This is a genomic window from Halobacterium litoreum (assembly GCF_021233415.1).
Classification (GTDB): domain Archaea; phylum Halobacteriota; class Halobacteria; order Halobacteriales; family Halobacteriaceae; genus Halobacterium; species Halobacterium litoreum.
In genome coordinates, this window is record NZ_CP089466.1 from 1233925 (window position 1) to 1255299 (window position 21375).

Consider the following 21375-nt stretch of genomic DNA (forward strand, 5'->3'; position numbering starts at 1 on the left):
GTGGCGCGCGTAAAAGGCTTTCCGGGGCGGACGAGCCCCTCAGAAGGTCACTCGGCGCGACACGTCAATCGAGTTGTGTCTCCGCTCAGAGTTTGTTCGAAGCGTCGTCCGCGAGCTCCTCCATGCGCTTGCTGAGGCGGCCCGCACTGGAGAACTCGTCCTCGCTCATCGCCGCCGCGAGCGAGTTCCCGAGGAGGAAGACGGCGTGTTTGTGCTCGCTTTTGGACTTGTGGACGTGGGAGGGGTCGACTTCGAGTTGCTCGTAGGCCGCGAACGCGTCCTCGTCGACGGTGTCGAACTCGATGAACTGGTCTTTGATCTGGACCATCTGCTCGTGTAAGTCGAGGAGCTCGTCCTTGTGCATCTCTGGTCTGAGTTAGATTTTGGACGTGTTAAGCGTTGTCCGCGACGGGTTCACACGCGCCCGTCAGAAGACGTACTCGTCCTCGTGGCCCATCATGTCGCCTTCGCCTTCGAGACCGAACTCCTCTTCGTCGTCGGACGGGCCGCTCGTCTTGTACGCGCGGATGCCCGACGAGAGCAGTTGCTCGATTGCTTCCTCGCGGCTGACGAACTCCCCCTGTTCGACGAGTTGGGCGATCTGCATCTCGATCTGGTCCGGGATGTTGACTTCGACGGTAGGCATCGTACTGGGCGGGGCTTCGCCGCCACCGTTCTTAAGCCTGACGGGCACGCGCGAGCGGGAGTCCGCCGACGATGACGGCGCTATCTGCCGATTCCGGGAGGCGGCGAGCGCGACCCGAGTCGGTAGGAATACGTGTGTCCCGCCGCTAGGTCGGTCCATGAGTGTCGAGGACGTCACGGACCTCTACGAGGAGTTCGGGGACGACAGGGTCCCGCCGGGCCAGCGCGAGACGTCGAAGTTCCCGGTGTTGTCGAAGGGCGGGACGCCGTCGTGGGACCCCGAGTCGTGGGAGTTCACCGTGACCGGCGCGGTCGACGAGGAACTGTCGCTCTCCTTCGAGGAGTTCACCGGCCTCGACGCCGAGACCCAGCGACAGGACTTCCACTGCGTCACCGGCTGGTCGAAACTCGACTGCGAGTTCACGGGCGTGACGTTCCCGCACCTCGCCGAGTTGGCGGGTGTCCGCGACGACGCGGTCCACGTGATGTTCCACGCGCTAGACGGCTACACGACGAACCTCCCGCTGGAGACCTGCATGCGCGACGAGGTACTGTTCGCGTGGGAGTACGACGGCGACGACCTGCCCCGCGAGCACGGCGGCCCCCTGCGCGTCGTGACGCCCCACAAGTACGCGTACAAGGGCGCGAAGTGGGTTGACGGCGTGGAGTTCCTCACCGAACCCGAGCGCGGCTACTGGGAGAAGCGCGGCTACTCGAACACCGCCGACCCGTGGGCGGAAGACCGGTACAGTTAGCCACGCAGCGCGCAGCGCCGCGGAACGAGCGAGCGGGAGGGAACAACGTGACCGACACGCGAGCCGGTACAGTTAGCCACGCGAGAAGGATAGGCTATTAGTCGGGGAGTCCTGAACCACGAACAATGAGTTCTCTGTCCGGCGAAGCGGCCGTTCAGGGGCCGGTCGTGAGCAGGAGTTGCCGGGTCGCGGACGTCTCCTATCGGGCGTTTCTCGCGTCGCGGGACGCCCCGCGCATCCACTGGGCCGACCCCGACGGCGTGGAGGTGTCGGGGGTCGGCGCGACGGCGGTGGTGACGGCGGCGGGCGGCGACCGCTTCGACGCCGTCCGCGAGTGGGCCGACGCGCTGTTCGCGGACGCCGACCACGACGGCCCCGAGGTCGCTCGGCCGCGCGCCCTCGGCGGCTTCGCGTTCTTCGACGACCACGAGGCCGGCGGGACGTGGGCTGGCTTCCCCGCCGCGCAGTTCGTCGTCCCCGAGTTCCAGTTGGCGAGCGCGGGCGACGAGACGTGGCTGACGGTGACGCGCGCCGGCGACGACGCCACCGCCGAGGGCGTTGAGGCGGCGCTCGAAGACGCCCGCGAGACGGTCGAGTCGCTGCCGGCGATGGTGCCCGGCGGCGACCGACCGGGCGTCCGCGAGACGACGCCGACGCCGGGGAAAGCGGCGTGGTGTGACCAAGTCCGGGACGCGCTCGCCCGCATCGAGGACGGGAGCCTCCGGAAGGTCGTCCTCGCGACGGCGCTGCGCGCCGACCTGAACGCGCCCGTCGAGCCGCGGAACCTCCTCGAGCGCCTCCGTCAGCGCTACTCCGAGTGCTTCCGGTTTCTCGTGGAGCCGACGAGCGACGCGGCGTTCCTCGGCGCGACCCCCGAGCGCCTCGCGACGCTCTCCGGCGACACGGTGCGGACGACGGCGCTCGCGGGGTCAGTCGAGCGCGGCGAGTCGGTCGCCGAGGACGCGCGACTCGCGGAACTGCTCCGGGAGAGCGACAAACTCCGCCACGAGCAGGAACTCGTCACCGACACCATCGCCGAGCGCCTCGACGCGCTCGGCGACGTGACGGTGGGCGAGCGCGGCGTCCGCAAACTCTCGAACATCCAGCACCTCGAAACGCCGATTTCGGCGACTGTGACCGACGACACGCACGTCCTCGACGTGGTCGAGCGCCTGCATCCGACGCCGGCCGTCAACGGCCTGCCGGCGGACGCGGCGCTGGACACGATTCGGGAGACGGAGACGTTCGACCGCGGGTGGTACGCCGCGCCAGTCGGGTGGTTCGACGCCGACGGCGACGGGACGTTCGGCGTCGGCCTGCGCTCCGCGGTCGCCGCCGGCGAGACGGTGACGATGTTCGGCGGGAACGGCATCGTCGCGGACAGCGACCCGGAGGCCGAGTGGGAGGAGGTACAGTTGAAGTACCGGCCGATTCTGGACGAACTCGAATGACGGCGCCGAACCGGAACGTCCTGTGGGCGCGCGCTGCGGTCGACGAACTCGCGAAGTCCGGGGTGGACGCGGTCTGTGTCTGCCCCGGCAGTCGCTCCACGCCGTTGACGGTCGCGCTCGCCGAGCACGACGACATCCGGGTGTTCTCGCACCTCGACGAGCGCTCGGCGGCGTTCTTCGCGCTCGGCCGCGGGAAGCGCACCGGTCGCCCGACGCCGGTCGTCACCACGTCGGGCACGGCGACGGCGAACCTCCACCCGGCGGTGATGGAGGCAAATCAGGCCCGCGTCCCCCTGCTCCTCCTGACCGCGGACCGGCCGCCGGAACTCCGGGACTCGGGCGCGAACCAGACCGTCGACCAGACGAAACTGTACGGCGACGCCGTCCGCCACTTCCGGGAACTCCCCGAACCCGAGGCCGACGACCGGAAACTCCGGTCGCTCCGAACCGCGGTCTGCCGTGCCGTCGGCGAGACGACGGGCGCGAACCCGGGTCCGGTTCACCTGAACTTCCCGTTCCGGAAGCCGCTCGAACCGACCGAGGCGCCGGGCGACGTTCCCGGGTCGTTCGCCGAGGACTACCCGCTCGCCGCCGAGGGACGCGACGGCCCGTTCGTCGCCGTCGACCACGGCCGGAGCGAGCCACCCGAGCGCGTGCTCGCGGACCTCGCTGACGCCGCGGCGAGCGCCGAGCGCGGCCTCGTCGTCGCCGGCCCGGACGACCACGGGCTCGCCGGAGATGCTGCCGCCGCGCTCGCCGAAGCCACCGGCTTCCCGGTGTTCGCGGACCCGCTGTCCGACGCGCGGTTCGGCTCGCAGACCGCCGACGCGCCCGTCGTCGGCGGCTACGACGGCTTCCTCGCCGCCGACTTTCCGGCCCCCGACTTCGTCCTGCGGTTCGGCGCGTCCCCTACCTCGAAGCGCCTCCGTCACTTCCTCCGGGACGCGGACGCCCGACAGGTCGTCGTCGACGCCGCGGGCGGGTGGCGCGAAGCCGAGTTCACTGCGACCGACCTCGTCGCCGCCGACCCGACCGAGACGGCGCGAGCGCTCGCCGAGCGCGTGGATTCGGGCCGCAGCGACTGGACCGACCGGGTGCTCGACGCCGAGGCCCGGTACTGGGGCGCGGTGGACGGCTTCGAGCGCGACTGCCTGCTGGAAGGCGACGTGGCCGCGACGGTGTTCGCGGACGCACCCGACCCCGCGACGATTGCGGTCTCGAACAGCATGCCGGTGCGGGACGCCGACCGGTTCGCGCGCCCCCGCGACGCAAATCTGACCGTCCTCGGGAATCGCGGCGCGTCGGGCGTCGACGGCGTCACCTCCACCGCGCTCGGCGCGGGGAGCGCGACCGACGACCCGCTCGTCCTCCTGACCGGCGACATCGCGTACTACCACGACTCGAACGGCCTGCTCGCGCTGGAGCGCTGTGGCGTGGACGCCACCGTCGTCCTCGTGAACAACGACGGCGGCGGCATCTTCCACGAACTCCCCATCGAGGCCTTCGACCCGCCGTTCACCGAGCAGTTCGTCACGCCCCACGGCCTCGACTTCGCGCCGACCGGCGACACCTACGACTTAGAGTTCGCTCGGGTCGAGAGCCTCGACGGCTTCCGCGAGGCCTACCGCGAGTCCGTCGGCTCGCCGGGCACGCAGGTCATCGAGGTGCGGACGGACGCCGAAGCGACCCACCGGGAGCGCGACCGCCTCGACTCGCTGGTCGCCGACCGGCTCTGAGAGTCACGTCCGCCGGACGTACGCCGCGTACACTATCGCGCCTATTGTTCCGAAAACCAGCGCGTACGCGCCGCAGTTGATTGCGACCGTCCACGCGTCGGGGCCGACGGACGCGGACGCGAGGCCGGCGTCCCGCGAGTACGCGACCCACCGAAGCGCAACCACCGCGGCCGCGACATAGCCGAACGCGACGCGGACGCCGGTCAGCACCGGTGACGCGTCCGGCGTGACGCGCGCCGCGACGACGAACCCCGCGACTAGCAGGACGGCGGGCGGCACGAGAACGAGCGCGCCGTCCCAGACGGGAAGGTCGCGGACGTTCACGACCCGGTGTGCCGAGTTCCCGAGCGCCGTCACCCGCACGTCCAGGGGGACGTAGTGACTCGCGTAGAAGAACCACCCCGTCACCTGCACGGGGTCGGGTTCGAGCCAGTCGGCGGCCTGCCGGAACAGCGGGCCGGCGTCCGGACCGAGGAAGCGCGCGACGTCCTCGACGAAGCCGGCGGAGTCCCGGGCCTCGTCGTACTCAAGGACGAACGTCGCCGCGAACCCCGCGAGGAACGCGACGACGCCCGCGACGGCGGCGCGCGCCGTGTCCCGCCAGTCGCGGTACAGCGCGCCCGGGAAGTCCATACGCTCTCCTGCCCGAGAACGGCCTTAAGGTTGCGGGTGGCTGTCGGACGGCTCGCGGTCTGCTCGCGGGCGGGTGGCGGGTGTAAACCCTTTTGCACGCCGCCCGCCCACCCTCGGTATGGTCTCTGAACTGTTCGACCCCGACCGCTGGGAGGCGGTCGACGACGTCGACTTCACCGACATCACGTACCACCGGGGGACGGACGTGGACGCGGTGCGAATCGCGTTCGACCGCCCCGAGGTGCGCAACGCGTTCCGACCCGGGACAGTGGACGAACTCCACGAGGCGCTCGACCACGCGAAACGCCAGTCCGACGTCGGCTGTGTCCTCCTGACGGGCAACGGCCCGAGTCCGAAAGACGACGGCTGGGCGTTCTGCTCGGGCGGCGACCAGTCCGTGCGCGGCGACTCCGGCTACGAGTACCGGGGCGACGACGAGGCCGACGCCGACGAGGACGAGTCGGTGCGAGAGGCGAAGGCGGGCCGCCTCCACATTCTGGAAGTCCAGCGCGCGATTCGGTTCATGCCCAAGCCCGTGGTCGCCGTCGTCCCCGGGTGGGCGGTCGGCGGCGGGCACAGCCTCCACGTCGTCTGTGACATCACGCTCGCGAGCGACGAGCACGCGAAGTTCCTCCAGACCGACCCCGACGTGGCCTCGTTCGACGCCGGGTTCGGGTCGGCGTACCTCGCCAAGCAGGTCGGCCAGAAGAAGGCCCGCGAAATCTTCTTCCGCGGGAAGACGTACAGCGCCGAGGAAGCCGTCGACATGGGAATGGCCAACGAGGCGGTCCCGCACGACGACCTGGAGGAGGTGGCCCTGGAGTGGGCCGACGAGATGGCGTCGAAGTCGCCGACGGCGATGCGAATGTTGAAGTACGCGTTCAACATGGCCGACGACGGCCTCGTCGACCAGCAGGTGTTCGCGGGCGAAGCCACCCGCCTCGGCTACATGACCGACGAAGCCAAGGAGGGCCGAGAGGCGTTCATGGAGGGCCGCGACCCGGATTTCTCGAAGTACCCCTGGCATTACTGATTCGCCGGCCTTTTCAGTGACAGCGCGCTCGCCGTAGGCAGGATGTACGCTCGCTCGCTACGACCCGTGAGCGACCGCGTTTTCGCACGCACAGCACCGAGACGACCGAGCGACGCCCCCCGTCGACGACGATGAGTCGGGGTGGCTGGTACGTTCTCGGCCTCGAAGACGCGACGTGGCCCGAGCGCGGCCTGTTCTTCGTCGCGATGGCGGCGATGCTCTCGCTCGCCGCCGTCGGATTCCTGCGCCCGGCGCTCCTCAGCGACGCGCTGAACGGCGCCTTCGACTGGGTGCTGACGTACTTCGGCTGGTGGTTCATCCTCCTCGGGTTCATCCTGTTGGTGCTCGTCCTCTGCGTGACGTTCTCCCGGTACGGCCGCCTCCGCATCGGCGGCCCGGACGCCGAACCAGAGTTCGACACGTTCTCCTGGCTCTCGATGGTGTTCACCGTCGGCTTCGGCGCCTCGATTCTCATCTGGGGCGTCGGCGAACCCGTCTCCATCTTCCAGAACCCGCCGCCGAAACCCTACCCCGTCGAGGGCGCGTCGCTGAAGTCGCTGTCACTCGCGTTCATGTTCGTCCACGAGGTGTTCCCGGGGCTGGCGATGTGGTACCTCCCGGTCGCCCTCGCGTTCGGCATCGTCGTCTACACCGAGGGCGTCGGCGAGTACAAGATCAGTTCGATGCTCACCGGTATCGTCCCGGCCGACGACTACCCCGGCTTCCACTGGACCGTCGACCTCGCCGCCATCGTCGCGAGCATCGGCGGCATCGCCACCACGCTCGGGTTCAGCTCCCAGACGATGGCCGCCATCCTCGGCGGCGTCTTCGGCCTCGACGCCGCCGTCCTCACGTACGGCATCTTCGCGCTCATCGGCGGCGTCTTCCTCGTCGACGTCTGGCTCGGCCTCCGGAAGGGCATCCGGAACGCGGCGCGCGCGACGATGGTGTTCATCGGGCTCGCGATGGCGCTGCTCGTCGTCGTCGGGCCGACGCTGTTCATGTTCGAACTCGGCCTCGACGCGACCGGCGTCTGGCTGAACAACATGGTCCGGATGATGCTGTACACCGACCCCACGGCGTCCGGCAACTGGGCGGCCAACTGGACCGGCTTCTGGTGGGCGTGGTGGGCGGCGTGGAGCATCTTCGTCGGGAGTTTCGTCGCGCGCGTCTCGAAGGGACGCACCATCCGCGAGATGTTCGCCGTCCTCGTGCTCGCGCCGACGGCGCTGACGTGGATTCAACACCTCCTCGTCGGCGGGTGGGTGCTCGCGCCCGGCTACGTCGGCCCCGTCGGCGACGCGCTGGCGGCCAACGGCATCCCCGCGGCCATCGCGCGAGCGCTCTCCGTGACGCCGTACGGCTCCGTCCTCGCGGTGCTGTTCGTCGTCGTCATCGCCGGCTACATCGTCACGTCGCTTGACTCGGCGGTGTTCATGATATCCGCCATCACGCTCGGCGACGAGGACCCGAACGCCCGGAACCGCGCGTGGTGGGGTGCACTGCTCGCCTTCTTCGGCGTGGTGAGCCTCGAACTGGAGAGCTTCGCGGCCATCCAGTCGCTGTCCCCGCTGCTCGCGCTCCCGTTCACGGTGTTCCTGCTCGCAATCGTCTACGCGGCCTACGTCGCCGCTCGCGACTACGCGAGAGAAGCCGACGGCGTCGACGTCGAACCCGGTTCGTTGCTCTCCGAGCAGTCGCGGTCCGCTGACACCGCGGCCTCGGACGACGACTGACCGCGCGTCAGGCCGCCTCCACCGACGGACGCACCACGCCGTCCGTCCCGGAGACGACGACGCGCGTGCCGCCGTCGTAGTCGGCGTCGAGGTCGGCCTCCCAGCCGTGAACGGCGGCGAGCATTCGGACGTTCGGCAGGAGGATGCCGGCCTCCGCGTCCGGCACCGCGCTCCCGTACTCGAACAGCGCGTCGGCGTCGAAGGCCGCCAGCGACCGGCCGTCGTCGGCGACGGCGAACCACCCGTCGCCGCACTCGACGGTGACCGACTCGGCGCCGTTGTGCGCCGCGAACTCGAAGGCGCTCACGAACAGTTCTTCGAGGCGCTCCGGGTCGGCGACGACGTCCCCGTCCCCGTCGACCGAGACGTCGATGTCAGCGTCGGCAATTTCGCTGGCGTCGCTCGCGGCGGCGGCGACGCTCACGCGCTCGGTCTCGCCGAGGGTCTTGCCGTGGCGCGCCAGCACGGAGAGGTCGTCGACGACGCCCGCCATCCGGTCGGCGGCCCCGGAGGCGTTCTGCAGGTACGACCGAGCGTCGTCGACGTCGCCGTCGTCGATGGCGTCGCCCACGAGGGACACGTGTCCGGAGACGATTTGGAGCGTGTTCAGGAGCTCGTGGCGAATCGCCGCCGCGAACCCCTCCAGTTGCTCGTTCTGTCGTTCGAGTTCGCGGCGCTGGCGTTCGGTCTCGGTCACGTCGCTGAACACGACCATCCGCCCGACGTCGGACTGGCCGACGGTGAACGACGTGCTGGACACCAGAAAGAACCGGGCCTCGCCGTCGACGGCGCGCTGGACTATCGGCTGGTCTTCGTCGAGGACGGCCGCGACGTCCGGGAGGACCGCCGAGAGCGACTCGCCGGTGGCGCCGTCGAGCGCGTCGAACACCGCCGTCGCGCGACCGTTCGCGGACCGAACGCGGTCGGCGTCGTCGAGGTAGACGACCGGGTCGTCGAACCCGTCCGTGAGTTGGACGGCGAGGAACTCGGCCTCGTAGACGTAGAGGACGCCGAGCGCGAACGCCGCGACGCCGAGCGGTTCGTAGTTCACGTCCAGTAACAGCGGCGACGCGAACCCGAACAGGTCGAACGCGACCGGGAGGCCGGTGACGCCGACGAGGACGCCGAGCGGGCGCGTGTCGTAGTCGGCTTCGACGAACAGTTCGTACAGCATGAAGAACCCGACAGCCACGAGCGCGTACGAGAGGCCGGTGACGACCCAGTGGACGGTGCCTTGCTGGACGGCGAGATGCGGGAACGGTGATTCCACGGCGGTGAGCGTGAAGTACCAGCCGTGAATCGGATTCGTGAGTTTGAGCGCGACGATGCTCGCGTACACGCCGACTGCGAGCCGCCGAACGGTCTGCTGTCGGTGGAGCGTCCGCCCGGTGTACGCCGAGGTGAAGTAGAGCCACCCGCCGATGGTGGCGAGGCCGACGACGAGACTCGCGTCGTAGGCGACGTACTTCAGGGCGCGCCCCGGGACGACGAGGTAGAGCAACTGGAAGAACGCCCACCCGCCGCTCCCGACGAGCAGGCCGACGAGGCCGCGTTGGGTGTCGTCGTCGGCGACGCGTCGAGCGCGCAGGACGGCGACGCCGCAGGCGACGGCCGCCGCACCGAAGGCGCCGACGTACGCGGCGAAAACCCACGACTCGGTCGGTGTCATAGCCGTGATACGTGTCCTCGGAAACTTATACGTGCGCCTCCCGGTATCACTCTCTATAATCGGCCGGCGTGTCGGCGACGCCCTCGCGGACCGCCACCGCTTTGGGAGCGCTCCCCCAAGACGGACCAATGACCGACGCGGCCGACGTGACGCGCAGGGAAGCGTGGCTGATGGCGGCCCGACCACACACCCTCCCGGCGGCCGCCGCTCCGGTGGTCGTCGGCACCGGCCTGGCCGTTCACGCGGGCGTGTTCGCCGCGCTCCCGGCGCTCGCCGCGCTCGTGGGCGCGGCGCTGATTCAGGTCGGGACGAACTTCGCGAACGACTACTACGACGCCGTCCAGGGCGCCGACACCGAGGACCGCGAGGGGTTCACTCGCGTGACGGCGAGCGGCCTCATCGAGCGCGAGCGCGTGAAACTCGCGATGTACGCGACGTTCGCGCTCGCCGTCCTCTCGGGCACCTACCTCGTGTACGTCGGCGGCCTCCCCATCGTCGTCATCGGCCTCGCGAGCGTCGCCTCCGGCATCGCGTACACCGGCGGCCCCTACCCCCTGGGTTACCACGGCCTGGGCGACCTGTTCGTGTTCGTGTTCTTCGGCGTCGTCGCCGTGATGGGGACGTTCTACGTGCAGGCCGCCGCGCACCTCGCCGAACCGCTCGCGACGGCGCTCCCCGCGGGCACCGTCACGCTCGCGGCGTTCGTCGCCAGCCTCCCGGTCGCCGGCCTCTCCACGAACATTCTCGTCGTGAACAACGTCCGCGACAAGGCCGAAGACGAGACGACGGGCAAGCGCACGCTCGCGGTGCGCTTCGGGTACGCGTTCTCGCGGGCCGAGTTCGCCGCGATGCTCGCGCTCGCCTATCTCGCGCCCGTCTGGTTCTACGTCGAGGGGTACGGCCTCTCGGTGTTCCTCCCCCTGCTCAGCCTCCCGCTCGCGGCGTCGGTGACACAGACCGTCTTCGAGCGCACGGACGGCGAGGCGCTGAACCCCGCGCTCTCCCGTGTCGGCCAACTGCTCGCGCTGTACTCGGCGCTGTTCGCCGCCGGCCTGGCGCTATGATTCGCGCGTTCTCGCTGGCCCTCGACGCGCCGCTCCCGACCGCCAACGGCACCATCGACCACCGGTCGGGCTTTCTCTTCGAGCGCGACGGCGGGGTCGGCGAAGCCACGCCGCTTCCGGGGTGGACCGAGTCCCGCGAGGACTGCGGCGCCGCGCTCCGTGAGGCCGACGCCGCCGACGACTGGGACGCCGCGCTCGCCGCCTGCGAGGGCTCGCCCGCCGCCCGGCACGCCGTCTCGCTCGCGAGACTCGACGCCGAATCGAGGGCCCGAGGAATCACGCTCGCCGCCCGCCTCGCCGACGACCCCGCCGGGAGCGTCCCGGTGAACGCCACCGTGGGCGACGCCGGCGTCGAAGCGACCGTCGAAGCCGTCGAGAACGCCCTCGACGCCGGATTCGAGACAGTGAAGGTGAAGGTCGGCGCGCGCTCGCTGGCGGACGACCTCGAACGGATGCGCGCCGCGAGCGACGCGACGGACGCGACCCTGCGCGCGGACGCGAACGGCGCGTGGTCCCGCGAGCAAGCCCGCGAGGCGTTCGACGCGCTCGCCGGCCTCGGCGTCGAGTACGTCGAACAGCCACTCGCTGCCGACGACCTGACCGGCCACCGCGGCCTCGGCGACGGCGTCGGGGTCGCACTCGACGAGGCGACAACGAACCACGCGCTCGACGACGTGCTCGCCGTCGCGGACTGCGTCGTCCTGAAGCCGATGGCGCTCGGTGGCGTCGACCGCGCGCGGGACGCCGCGCTCGCAGCGCGCGAGGCGGGCGTCGAACCCGTGGTGACGACGACCATCGACGCCGCCGTCGCGCGAACCGCGGCCGTCCACCTCGCCGCCGGCGTCCCCGAGATTTCGGCGTGCGGGCTGGCGACTGCGGACCTGCTCGCCGAGGACGTCGCCGACGACCCCGCGCCCGTCGAATCGGGGCGCATCCGGGTGCCGGACGCACCCGGTCACGGCGTGGAGGTGAGCGTCGATGCGTGACGCCGTCGCGCTCCAGACGCGGAGCAACCCTGACGGCACGGCGCTCGTGGACGCCGCGACCGACGAGACCTGGACGTACGACGAACTCGACGCCGCGGTGGAGACGACGGCGGGCCGACTCGCGGCGCTCGGCGTCGAAGCGGGCGACCGCGTCGGCGTGCTGATGGAGACGCGGCCCGCGTTCGCGCGGCTTGCGTTCGCGTGCGCTCGCCTCGGCGCCGTGCTGGTCCCGCTGAACGCCCGCCTCTCGCGGCCCGAACTGCGGGCGCAGGTCGACGCCCTCGGCCCGGTGCTCGTCGTCTGCGAGGCCGACACCGAGGCCGACGCGCTCGCCCTCGACGCGCCCGCGGTGAGCGTGGACGACGGCGACGCGCGCGCCTTCCGGGACGCGGATTCCGTCGACTTCGCTCCTGCAGACCTCTCGTGGGGCGACACGCGCGCGCTCCTGTTCACGTCGGGAACCACGGGCGACCCGAAGGCCGTCCGCCTCACGTACGGAAATTTCGCCGCGAGCGCCGTCGCGTCGGCGTTCCGCCTCGGCGTCCTCCCCGACGACCGCTGGCTCTGCCCGCTCTCGATGTACCACACGGGCGGCCTCTCGGTCGTCCTCCGGAGCGCGCTCTACGGGACGACCGCCGTCCTCGTGCGCACGCCCGGCTTCGACGCCAGCGAGGTTCGGGACGCGCTCGCGACGTACGACTGCACCGGCGTCTCGCTCGTGCCGACGATGCTCTCGCGCCTGCTCGATTCTGGTGGTGGTCCCGACAGCCTGCGGTTCGCACTCGTCGGCGGCGCGCCCACGCCCCCCGACCTCGTGGCGCGTGCGCTGGACTCCGACGTGCCGGTCTGCCCGACGTTCGGGATGACCGAGACCGCCTCGCAGGTCGCGACGCTCCGCCCGGAGCAGGCCGCCGAACGCCCCGACAGCGCCGGGCGTCCCCTCTTCGGGACCGACGTGACGATTCTCGGCCCCGACGGCGACCCCGTGCCGACGGGCGAGACGGGCGAAATCGCGGTTGCCGGGCCGACGGTCACGCCCGGCTACGTCGACGGCGACGGCGACCGCTTTGGCGAGTACGGCCTCCTGACTGGTGACCGCGGGTTCGTGGACGCGGGCGGCTACCTCCACGTCGGCGGCCGGCAGGCCGACCAAATCGTCACCGGCGGCGAGAACGTCCACCCCGAGGAAGTCGCGGACGCGCTCCGCGACCACCCCCGAATCGCGGACGTGGCCGTCGTCGGCGTACCCGACGACGAGTGGGGCGAACGCGTCGGCGCGCTCGTCGTCCCGGACGGCGACGTCTCGCTCGCCGACCTCCGCGAGTTCTGCGAGGGGCGCCTCGCCGGCTACAAGCACCCGCGAGCGGTCGCGTTCGTCGACGAGATTCCGCGCACGACGTCGGGGACCGTCGACCGCGAGGCCGCACTCGCCGCGCTCGCCGACGACACCTAAGTACGGGGACGACCTACGTCAGGTCGTGTGTACGCTGGCATTCGCGTGGCGCGAGTTCGGAGACGCGTGGCTCGTCGTCGGCGCGAACCGAGACGAGGCGACCGGTCGGCCGTCGACGCCGCCGAGCGTCCGCGACGGCGACCCCAGAGTGGTGATGCCCCGCGACGAGCAGGCGGGCGGGACGTGGATCGGCGCGAACGAACACCGCGTGTTCGTCGGCGTGACGAACCGGCGGACCGACCTCGAAGGCGAGCGCTCGCGGGGGCTGCTCATCACGGACGCGCTCGCCGCCGAGACCGCGAGCGCAGCCATCGAGACCGTCGAGCGCGCCGTCGCCGGGACCGACTACGCCGGGTTCAACCTCGTGCTCGCCGACGAGGACGACTGCGTCCTGCTGGAGTGGGACGGCGAACTCCGCGAGCACGCCTTCGACCCCGGCACGCACGTCGTCGTCAACGAGGGGTTCGACGACGGCACGGAGAAGTCGCGTGCGGTCCGGCGCGCGCTCACCGGCCACGAGACGGCGACCGAGTGGCGGAACGCCGCCCGCGAGGCGCTACGCGACCACGAGACGGGCGCGTGTCTCCACCGCGACGGCTACGGCACGCGGTCGTCGTCGCTCCTGACAGTCGAAGACGGCGACGTCGTCTACGAGTTCGCGGACGGCCCGCCCTGCGAGACGGAGTATCGACGCGTCAACGACCACCTTTAAACGCGTCGCGGTCCGTGTCTGGTACATGAGCGCCGAAGCCGAAGTCACCGAGGAGGACCTCTCCGAGGACGAACGCGCAGGGCTGGAACTCGTCCGGGAGACCCTCGGCATCCACCAGAGCGAGTTCTGGAAGGAACTCGACGTGTCCTCGCGGAAGGGGAGTCGCATCGCTTCCAAACTCGAGGAGAAGGGATTCGTCCAGCGCGAGGAGTCGGTCCACGAGGGCAACACCACCTACCTCATCACGCCCGTCATCGACGAGCGCGAACTCGACTTCTCGCTGCTGATGGCCGGCGACATGCTGTCGCCGTTCGTCGGCGAGGAGGAAGTCGACGCGCAGAGCGACGCCTTCTCGCAGTGGATGATGAACCTCGCGTACGAGGAGTAAAGAGCGAGCGGTCGGCTACTGTTCTCGCGGCGTCTCGTGATTCCCCGCCACGGCGAGTGACGACTACGACCGCGCGAGCACGAGGGGCACGCGCTCGTCGTCCTCGTCGCGCTCCCCGGTGAACGCCGACGCGTGGAGCGCCGCGAGCACCGGCCTGAGGTCGTCCCTGACGCCGCCGCGCTCGCAGAGGTCAGTCCACACGCGCTCGGGCACCAGCAACACCCAGCGCGTCGGCGTGCGCTCGACCAGCGGGTCCTCGGCGAACGCTTGGCGCCACTCGTAGACGAGGCCGTCGATGGTCGCGCCCGGATAGTTCCCGACCGCCGCCTGCACCGACGCCGCGGCGTCCGCCAGCGCGCGCTCGTCGACGCCGTACACGTCCGCGATGTCTCGGACGGCGCCGCGGCCGAACGGGTGGCTCATACCAAATCGTACGCCCGCGGGCGAGAAAACGCTACCCCAGAGTCAGTAATCGAGGTCGTCGGTCGTCGCGTCCAACGCGAGCACGAGGCCCGCGCCCACGACGGCCGCGACGACGAGCGGCGCGACGGTCCCCGCGTTCCACGCGCCGGTCGCATCCGAAATCCGGATTGCGGGCGCCCGGAGCGCGCCAGCCATCAACGCCACGAGGAACGTCAGCGTCGCCGCGCGGTAGTGTTCGAGCGCCCACTCCACGGCGCGCGCGAACGACAGGATGCCGACGAGTGCGCCCGCCATGAACGCCACGAGCGTCGTCACCGGCTCGACGGCGTCCGCGAACTGCGCGTCGAAGATGGCGTCCGTCGCGTCGCTCACGGCGCCCGTCATCACGTCGTACTTCCCGACCGTGAGCAGGATGAGCGACCCGGAGACGCCCGGCAACACCATCGCGCAGATGGCGAACGCGCCGACCACGACCATCACCGCGACGCCGCCCGGCAGCACGTCGGCCTGGGCCTGCCCGCTCAGCAGGAACGCGAACGCGAACCCGAAGACGCCTGCGGCGATGCGGCCCGGCGTGTCGACCTCGACCTCGCCGACGAGCACGACGACGGACGCCGCGATGAGCCCGAGGAAGAACGCGAACGTCAGCCCCGTGTAGTCGTTGATAGCGACGTGGACGACGTTCGCCACGGTCACCACCGAGGAGAGCACGCCAACGCCCAACACGAGGAGGAACGGCACCTCCATGTCGGCGAGCGCGCCCGCGAACTCCTCGCGAGCGCTCGCGCTCCCGAGTCGCGGCACCAACGCCAACAGCGACAGCGCCTCCCGCGGGTCGAGCGCCGCGATGGCGCCGACGAGGCGCTCGTAGATGCCCGTGATGAGCGCGATGGTTCCGCCGGAGACGCCGGGAACCGCGTCGGCCGCGCCCATCGCCGCACCCTTCAGGTAGACCGCGACCCAGTCGCGCGCCGACGTCATCGAGTGCGTCGAATCGCGACGAGACCAGCCAGCGCGGGCACGGCCGCCGCGGTCGCGCCGGCCCCGTCGAAGCCGTCACTGCCGTCTGCGGACGACTCCTCGGTGGTCTCGACCGCCGTCGACGGGTCGACCAGCGACGCGGAGGACGTGTTGTTCTGTGCGCCCTCCGGCCGGTCGACGACGCTGCGTTCGAGGTCCACGGTCACCGTCTCGTCGGACTGCCCGAGCACCTGCGATTCGGTCACGTCCGCCGTGTCGTTGTACTCCACGACGGTGATGCCGTCAGCGGCCGTCGTGTTCCCGGTCGTGAACTCGTAGGGACCAGCGGCGCGCACGGAGACGTTCGTGTACCCCTCGTCGGTCCCGAAGTTCTCGTAGCCCGTCGACGAGTACGGGAGCGTCATCGTGAACTCGCCGTCCGGCCCGGTCTCCGCGCGCTGGACGTACGTGAACTGCGGGTGCGAGCCGTCCTGGTTGCTCGTCATCTGCGTCATGTTCAGCGTCACGCGCGCGGTCACCGTCGTGTTCGCCGGCCCGGTGCCGGTCACCTCGGCGCCCTCCACGCGCTCGAACATCTTGACGGCCATCGGCCGCTGCGGGCCGAGCTGACGCAGGTAGTTGAACGGCGCGAGGTTGTCGTCGCTCACACCGACGAGCCGGTAGTGCTCCAGGGCCGGCACGTCCTCGGAGGGCAGCGCGCTCGTCCCGCCGATCTGGGACGTCGAGTCGTTGGCCACGTACGCCTCCGCTGCGGACATGTTCTCGAACGAGCGCACGTTCGTCGTCGACGAGTCGAAGCTCAGGACTTCCGCCCCGCTCGGCGTCTGGAGCGTGTCCCGCCAGTCGAAGACGACCGGCTGAGCCTGCTGTGCGCTCCCGTGGTAGCGGTACAGCCGAACCATCATCGACTCGTAGTACGCCTGGCGTTTCACCAGGGACGCCGACTGGAGCGACTGGTAGTTCGTGATCTGGCTCCCGTCGTACTGGGAGTTGATCGCCTGCCGGTAGAAGTCGTTCCCGCTCAGCGAGCGCGGGCCGTCGTAGAACTGGATGGGTGCGCCGAACTTCGCGCTCGGGAGCACCATCTGCCAGTCCACGGCGACGTACCGCATCTTCGCGTCGTCCTCACTGATTCCGGCCATCACGTCCTCGGCCTGGCTCTCGTTGTCCGCGAGCAGGAAGTTCGCGGCGTTGTCCGCGCCCTGCTGGAACGGGTTCGCGTGCGGGACGCGCTCGCCCTCGACCGTAATCCAGTGGCCGTAGTCCCACCACGACATCACGCCGTACGAGCCCGCGGGGTAGTCGTAGTCGTCGGTCTGCGCGTACGTCCCGTAGTAGTCGAGTTGGTCCGCGTTCCCGGCGCCGCCGTAGTTACCGACCTCCGGCGTGTTCGATTTCATCCACTCCAGGGCGTCGTCCCACTCGATGACCTCGCCCGGGCTGTTCGACGCGCCGACCGTAATCGCGGACTGCAGCGGGACCTGCTGGCCGTTGTTGTTCGTCAGCCGAATCGGACTCGCGCTGTTCGGGTTCGAGTCGTTGTTCGTCGCCTCCGCGACCGCGGGCGCGGCGACCGGCACCAACACGAGCAGGACGGCCATCGTCACCGTCCCGACCTGGTACCAGCTCACCTCGTCGATGGCCGACGCCGGCCGGTCGAGGGCCAGCACGGAGAGCAACTCGCCGAGCAGGTAGGCGTTCAGCACGACCACCGGCACGACGAGGTAGTAGTTGAACCGCACCTGCGTGAACGCCGCCGACGTGATGAACGCACCCCACACCACGACGAGCAACTGCTCTGCGTCACGCTCCGCCGTCACCGCGACCGCAGTCAGCGTCACCGCGACGATCGCGAGCGCGGTGAGTTGGCCGCCGATACCGAAGATGCCGCCGAGCCACTCGGGGAACTGCGGCGCCGCGAACACCGTCGCGACCACGACGACCGAGGCCGCAGCGCCGGCGATGCGCTTCACGCTCCCGCTCGCGAGATGCGGACGGAGCAGAATCCACGCCGCACCGAGCAGTGCAGTGAAGAACGCCAGCCCGTACTCGAGGAAGACCACACCGAACATCCCGAGGCCGTACCGCGACTCGCGAGCGAGGAACGGCTGTGCCTCACCGATGGTTCGGGTGGCGGCGCCGGAACTGAAGCCGACGAAGCGCAGGAGATTCGTCTCGACGAGTGACCAGAGGCTCGGAAGCGCGACCGAGACGACCGCGACGCCCACGACGACCAGCGAAAACACTGCAATCGGGTAGGACGTGGCGTCGAAGTCCTGGGTGTCCCACTGGCGAGCGAGCCACGCGAGGAACACCGCGCCGAGGCCGACGCCGAGAGCGGCTATCGGTTGGAGGAGCGAGAACCGGGAGGCAGAGAACTCGAGCGTCGCGAGGGGAACGAACATCAGCAGACCGGTCGTCACCGAACTGACCGCGGCGACGACGGCGACGTGGTCCGGGCTGGTCCCGTGGTAGTAGTCGCTCGTCAGCTTCACCAGATAGAAGACGCCGAAGATGCCGACGAGGAGGACGCCCGGCGGCCACATCCACATGTACGCCGCGGTCGCGACGCCGGCGAGCGCGCTCCAGCCGACGACGCGGCGGAGGCCAGCGACGTCGCGGTCGAGGAACTGCTCCCAGACTGGCTTCTCGCGCTGAGCGACCGCGAGCGCGACCATCGTCGTGAGGACGGCCACCGCCTGGAACAGCGGCTCGGCGCCGTTGTGGTCGGCGGCGCCCGCACGCGTTCGAATCAAGAAGTACCCCGGCAGGAGCGCGAGGACGACGGCGGCGAACACGCCGCCGAGGCGGCCGCCCATGCGCTTCCCGAGGAAGTAGACAGGAACCGCGAGCAGCGCGCCGAAGACAGCGGGCGCGAACACCAGCGTCAACGCGATGGTGTTCTGGGACGGGTCGCCCATCCCGACGACGAGCGCCGCCGTCGCCACGATTTGGTCGTACAGCGTCCCGAACTGACCGACGCTCGTCCCCGTCGGGAAGTTCGTCCACGGGTCGAACGGCATCGTCTGCGGCCAGTGCTGGACCGTGTACATCACCTCCCGGAAGTGGTAGTAAGCGTCGTTCCCCGAGAAGTACACTTCGCCGTCGACGGTGAAGGCCTTCCACGACTGGACGCGAACCCAGAACATGAACGCCAACACCGCGCCGATAACCGGCACGTGATACCAATCTTCGAGCACGTCGAGGGCCGAATCGAACGAGATGGAGGACTCCCTCGACGCTTCAGTCTTCTCGCTCATTGCGTGTAGGGACTAATAGAGCGCGAATAAGCCTTGTGAAACCACACGACTTGCAATTCCGGTGAGGGCCAGCGGCAGCACGGAGGCCTACAGATTAGACTGTCCTCCGGATTGAACCGTCTGCCAACTCATAATTTATGCTCCCGACGTTTCTTCCACCCGGTTTTGTATGTCTTCGACCGTTCGTCGTAGTCCTTCCTCGAAGTCCCATTCTGCTTCCCAACCAAGTGATTCGATTTTGTCTGTAGCGAGAGCATAGCGTTGGTCGTGTCCGGCGCGGTCCTCGACAAATTCGATTAGATCTTCAGAGGCACCTGTGAGATCGACGATATTTTTGGTGACCTCTAGGTTTGAACGTTCCACGCCACTCCCTACGTTGTAAATCTCTCCACTACCCCCCTCTCGCAGTACGAGGTCAATTGCCCTACAATTGTCTCGAACGTAAGTCCATTCGCGTACGTTTGAACCGTCGCCGTATACTGGGAGCGTCTGGCCAGTCATTGCTCTCGCGATAAATTTTGGAATGAGTTTTTCGCGGTGCTGCCGAGGTCCGTAGTTGTTTGACGACCTTGTGATTGAGACGGGCAATCCATACGTAGTGTGGTAACTTGAGGCGAGTAGGTCGGCAGACGCCTTAGTCGCGGCGTACGGATTCCGAGGACCCAGTCGGTCCCCCTCCTCAAACGTTCCATCTAAAATTTGCCCATAGACCTCATCCGTGGAAATCTGAACAAACCGTTCTATATCAGTTGAGAGTGCAGCGTCAAGTAGGGTCTGGGTGCCAACAACGTTAGACGCTACGAACGCCTCAGAACTATCAATTGATCTATCAACGTGAGATTCGGCAGCGAAATTCACAACGGCATCTACATCTTCAATCAGGGTTGATACAAGGGATTCGTTTCGAATATCCCCTTCTACGAATTTGTGTCGTGGATTGTCCATGACCGATTCTAAATTCTCGGTGGAACCGGCGTACGTCAGTGCGTCTAGTGTCACTACCTCATCGGTTGTTTCTTCCAGTATGTAGTGAACGAAGTTGGACCCGATGAATCCGGCTCCTCCAGTGACGAGTATCCTCATAGTACTCTCGTGGGAGGGACAACGGTAAACCTGTTACCAAGTCCTCTGACACCTCTTAGAAACTATTCCGACCACAAACACCTGAGAGGTCAGTATATTTTATCGATTCACAACTGGTACTTCTCGCAATTCTTGAGGAAGTACGTCTGATCCTCGTCACTGAGGTCATCGAACGACAGGATTTCCTCACAACCACTTCTCGGACATTTCATCGTTCTATTGCGCTCTAGAACGTTGGCAGCTACGACCGTTTCGCACGTGGGACACGTGTGGGTGATTATCTTCATTCTATAGATTCAGGCTTGAGTTTTCGCCGACAACCAAGCGGTGACCGTCGGGTAGCAGGCCATCCGAACTTTCGATTTCAGTTCCGCTGCCCAGCAGACTGTCTACAATTTTTTCGGACGTGGATAGCGTTGAGTCGCCAATAATAACGCTGTTCTCGATATGAGCTCCGTCAACGGTCGTATTCGCGCCAATGGACGTATACGGGCCCACATACGTTCCGCTAGTCACTGTTACATTCGCACCAATAGAGACAGGGCCACGAACTACTGCACCACTTTCAACCACAGCGCCCTGCTGGAGTTCAATGTCACCAGAAATTTCCGCGCCGTCTCTGATTTCTCCCTGTATCCTACCCGTTTTGTCGTCCAGAACTAAACGATTCGCTTCCAGAATATCCGTTGGCTTCCCAGTGTCTTTCCACCAACCACGCACGACGTGTGAATCAATACGCCCTCCATTCTCTAACAGTTCCTGAATGGCGTCCGTGATTTCTAACTCGCCTCTCCACGACGGCTCAAGTTCTTCGATAACCTCGAAAACTGCGGGCGAGAAAACGTAAACGCCGATGAGCGCGAGATCGCTAGGGGGGTTCTCGGGCTTCTCAACGAGACGTGTCACTGTTCCCTCCTCATCAACAGCCGCGACGCCGAACTGTTCTGGATTATCGACACTTTGGAGGGCAATTCCAGCGTCAAAGTCTCCTGACTCGAAACTCTCTACAAGTTCCGAAATACCCTGTTTCAGCATATTGTCCCCCAGGTACATTATAAAGTCATCGTCCCCAACGAATGCTTGAGCACATCCTGCCGCGTGGGACAATCCCAATGGTTCCCCTTGGAAGATGTACGTTATTTCAACTCCAAACTCGCTTCCGTCGCCAAGGAAGTCCTGGATCTCTTCGGCGCCTTTTTTACCGAGTACGATTCCAATTTCTTCTATTCCCGCCTCAGCCAAATCCTCCACGGCATACTGGATTACCGGCTTGTTAGCGACTGGTACGAGCTGCTTAGGTCCAGTATGGGTAATCGGTCGGAGCCTGGTCCCTCTCCCGCCAGATAGTATGACTCCCTTCATCTTGT

The 21375-nt window shown here is 67.9% G+C and carries 19 protein-coding genes; 10 read left to right on the forward strand and 9 right to left on the reverse strand.

What is annotated here, in order from left to right:
• Window positions 1-85: 85 nt before the first annotated feature.
• Together LT972_RS06810 and LT972_RS06815 are read right to left on the reverse strand one after the other, a co-directional pair.
• Complete coding sequence (locus LT972_RS06810; RefSeq protein WP_232572446.1) at window positions 86-364, reverse strand: UPF0058 family protein; 279 nt, start codon at window positions 362-364, stop codon at window positions 86-88.
• A gap of 63 nt (window positions 365-427) precedes the next feature.
• Window positions 428-646: a DUF7120 family protein gene (locus tag LT972_RS06815; RefSeq protein ID WP_232572447.1), complete on the reverse strand. Its 219-nt coding sequence runs from the start codon at window positions 644-646 to the stop codon at window positions 428-430.
• A 157-nt stretch (window positions 647-803) separates the two neighbouring features.
• Here LT972_RS06815 and LT972_RS06820 point away from each other — a divergent pair, with 157 nt between their 5' ends.
• The 3 genes from LT972_RS06820 (at window position 804) to menD (ending at window position 4587) form a co-directional block, all read left to right on the forward strand.
• Window positions 804-1400, forward strand: coding sequence for a sulfite oxidase-like oxidoreductase (locus LT972_RS06820; protein WP_232572448.1), 597 nt, complete (start codon window positions 804-806; stop codon window positions 1398-1400).
• A gap of 125 nt (window positions 1401-1525) precedes the next feature.
• Window positions 1526-2851, forward strand: a complete 1326-nt coding sequence (locus LT972_RS06825; RefSeq protein WP_232572449.1) for an isochorismate synthase — start codon at window positions 1526-1528, stop codon at window positions 2849-2851.
• Window positions 2848-4587 (forward strand): 2-succinyl-5-enolpyruvyl-6-hydroxy-3-cyclohexene-1-carboxylic-acid synthase, encoded by a 1740-nt coding sequence (gene menD / locus LT972_RS06830; RefSeq protein WP_232572450.1) that lies wholly within the window; start codon window positions 2848-2850, stop codon window positions 4585-4587. Before LT972_RS06825 ends, menD begins: the two co-directional genes overlap by 4 nt.
• A gap of 3 nt (window positions 4588-4590) precedes the next feature.
• On the opposite strand, the gene LT972_RS06835 is transcribed toward menD, so the two are convergent.
• Window positions 4591-5220 (reverse strand): hypothetical protein, encoded by a 630-nt coding sequence (locus LT972_RS06835; protein WP_232572451.1) that lies wholly within the window; start codon window positions 5218-5220, stop codon window positions 4591-4593.
• 118 nt (window positions 5221-5338) lie between these two features.
• Between LT972_RS06835 and LT972_RS06840 the strand changes: the two genes are divergently transcribed.
• On the forward strand, window positions 5339-6253 hold the full coding sequence (locus LT972_RS06840) for a 1,4-dihydroxy-2-naphthoyl-CoA synthase (protein ID WP_232572452.1): 915 nt from the start codon (window positions 5339-5341) through the stop codon (window positions 6251-6253).
• A 131-nt stretch (window positions 6254-6384) separates the two neighbouring features.
• Entirely contained in the window at window positions 6385-7989 is a 1605-nt protein-coding gene (locus LT972_RS06845; RefSeq protein ID WP_232572453.1) for a BCCT family transporter, read from the forward strand.
• A gap of 7 nt (window positions 7990-7996) precedes the next feature.
• Here LT972_RS06845 and LT972_RS06850 read toward each other — a convergent pair whose 3' ends face one another.
• A complete protein-coding gene (locus LT972_RS06850; RefSeq protein WP_232572454.1) occupies window positions 7997-9658 on the reverse strand; it encodes a histidine kinase N-terminal 7TM domain-containing protein in 1662 nt (553 codons plus the stop codon).
• Between the two features lie 128 nt (window positions 9659-9786).
• Between LT972_RS06850 and LT972_RS06855 the strand changes: the two genes are divergently transcribed.
• From LT972_RS06855 to LT972_RS06875, 5 genes are read left to right on the forward strand one after another with little or no spacing between them, the layout of a single operon-like run.
• Window positions 9787-10722, forward strand: a complete 936-nt coding sequence (locus tag LT972_RS06855; RefSeq protein ID WP_232572455.1) for a 1,4-dihydroxy-2-naphthoate polyprenyltransferase — start codon at window positions 9787-9789, stop codon at window positions 10720-10722.
• Window positions 10719-11708 (forward strand): mandelate racemase/muconate lactonizing enzyme family protein, encoded by a 990-nt coding sequence (locus LT972_RS06860; protein ID WP_232572456.1) that lies wholly within the window; start codon window positions 10719-10721, stop codon window positions 11706-11708. The genes LT972_RS06855 and LT972_RS06860 overlap by 4 nt, the downstream gene beginning before the upstream one ends.
• Entirely contained in the window at window positions 11701-13161 is a 1461-nt protein-coding gene (gene menE, locus LT972_RS06865) for an o-succinylbenzoate--CoA ligase (RefSeq protein ID WP_232572457.1), read from the forward strand. The genes LT972_RS06860 and menE overlap by 8 nt, the downstream gene beginning before the upstream one ends.
• A 25-nt stretch (window positions 13162-13186) precedes the next feature.
• Entirely contained in the window at window positions 13187-13873 is a 687-nt protein-coding gene (locus LT972_RS06870; protein WP_232572458.1) for an NRDE family protein, read from the forward strand.
• A gap of 25 nt (window positions 13874-13898) precedes the next feature.
• Entirely contained in the window at window positions 13899-14261 is a 363-nt protein-coding gene (locus tag LT972_RS06875; RefSeq protein WP_232572459.1) for a helix-turn-helix transcriptional regulator, read from the forward strand.
• Window positions 14262-14324: 63 nt separating this feature from the next.
• Here the strand turns inward: LT972_RS06875 and LT972_RS06880 are convergent, their stop codons facing one another.
• From LT972_RS06880 to LT972_RS06900, 5 genes are all read right to left on the reverse strand, one after another.
• Complete coding sequence (locus LT972_RS06880; RefSeq protein WP_232572460.1) at window positions 14325-14684, reverse strand: hypothetical protein; 360 nt, start codon at window positions 14682-14684, stop codon at window positions 14325-14327.
• Window positions 14685-14726: 42 nt separating this feature from the next.
• A complete protein-coding gene (locus LT972_RS06885) occupies window positions 14727-15665 on the reverse strand; it encodes a DUF368 domain-containing protein (protein ID WP_232572461.1) in 939 nt (312 codons plus the stop codon).
• A complete protein-coding gene (locus tag LT972_RS06890; RefSeq protein ID WP_232572462.1) occupies window positions 15662-18925 on the reverse strand; it encodes an oligosaccharyl transferase, archaeosortase A system-associated in 3264 nt (1087 codons plus the stop codon). The genes LT972_RS06885 and LT972_RS06890 overlap by 4 nt, the downstream gene beginning before the upstream one ends.
• Before the next feature lie 135 nt (window positions 18926-19060).
• Window positions 19061-20008 (reverse strand): dTDP-glucose 4,6-dehydratase, encoded by a 948-nt coding sequence (gene rfbB / locus LT972_RS06895; RefSeq protein WP_232572463.1) that lies wholly within the window; start codon window positions 20006-20008, stop codon window positions 19061-19063.
• A gap of 288 nt (window positions 20009-20296) precedes the next feature.
• Window positions 20297-21370 carry a glucose-1-phosphate thymidylyltransferase gene (locus LT972_RS06900; RefSeq protein WP_232572464.1) on the reverse strand — a complete coding sequence of 358 codons (1074 nt, stop codon included), beginning with the start codon at window positions 21368-21370 and terminating at the stop codon, window positions 20297-20299.
• Window positions 21371-21375: the final 5 nt, after the last annotated feature.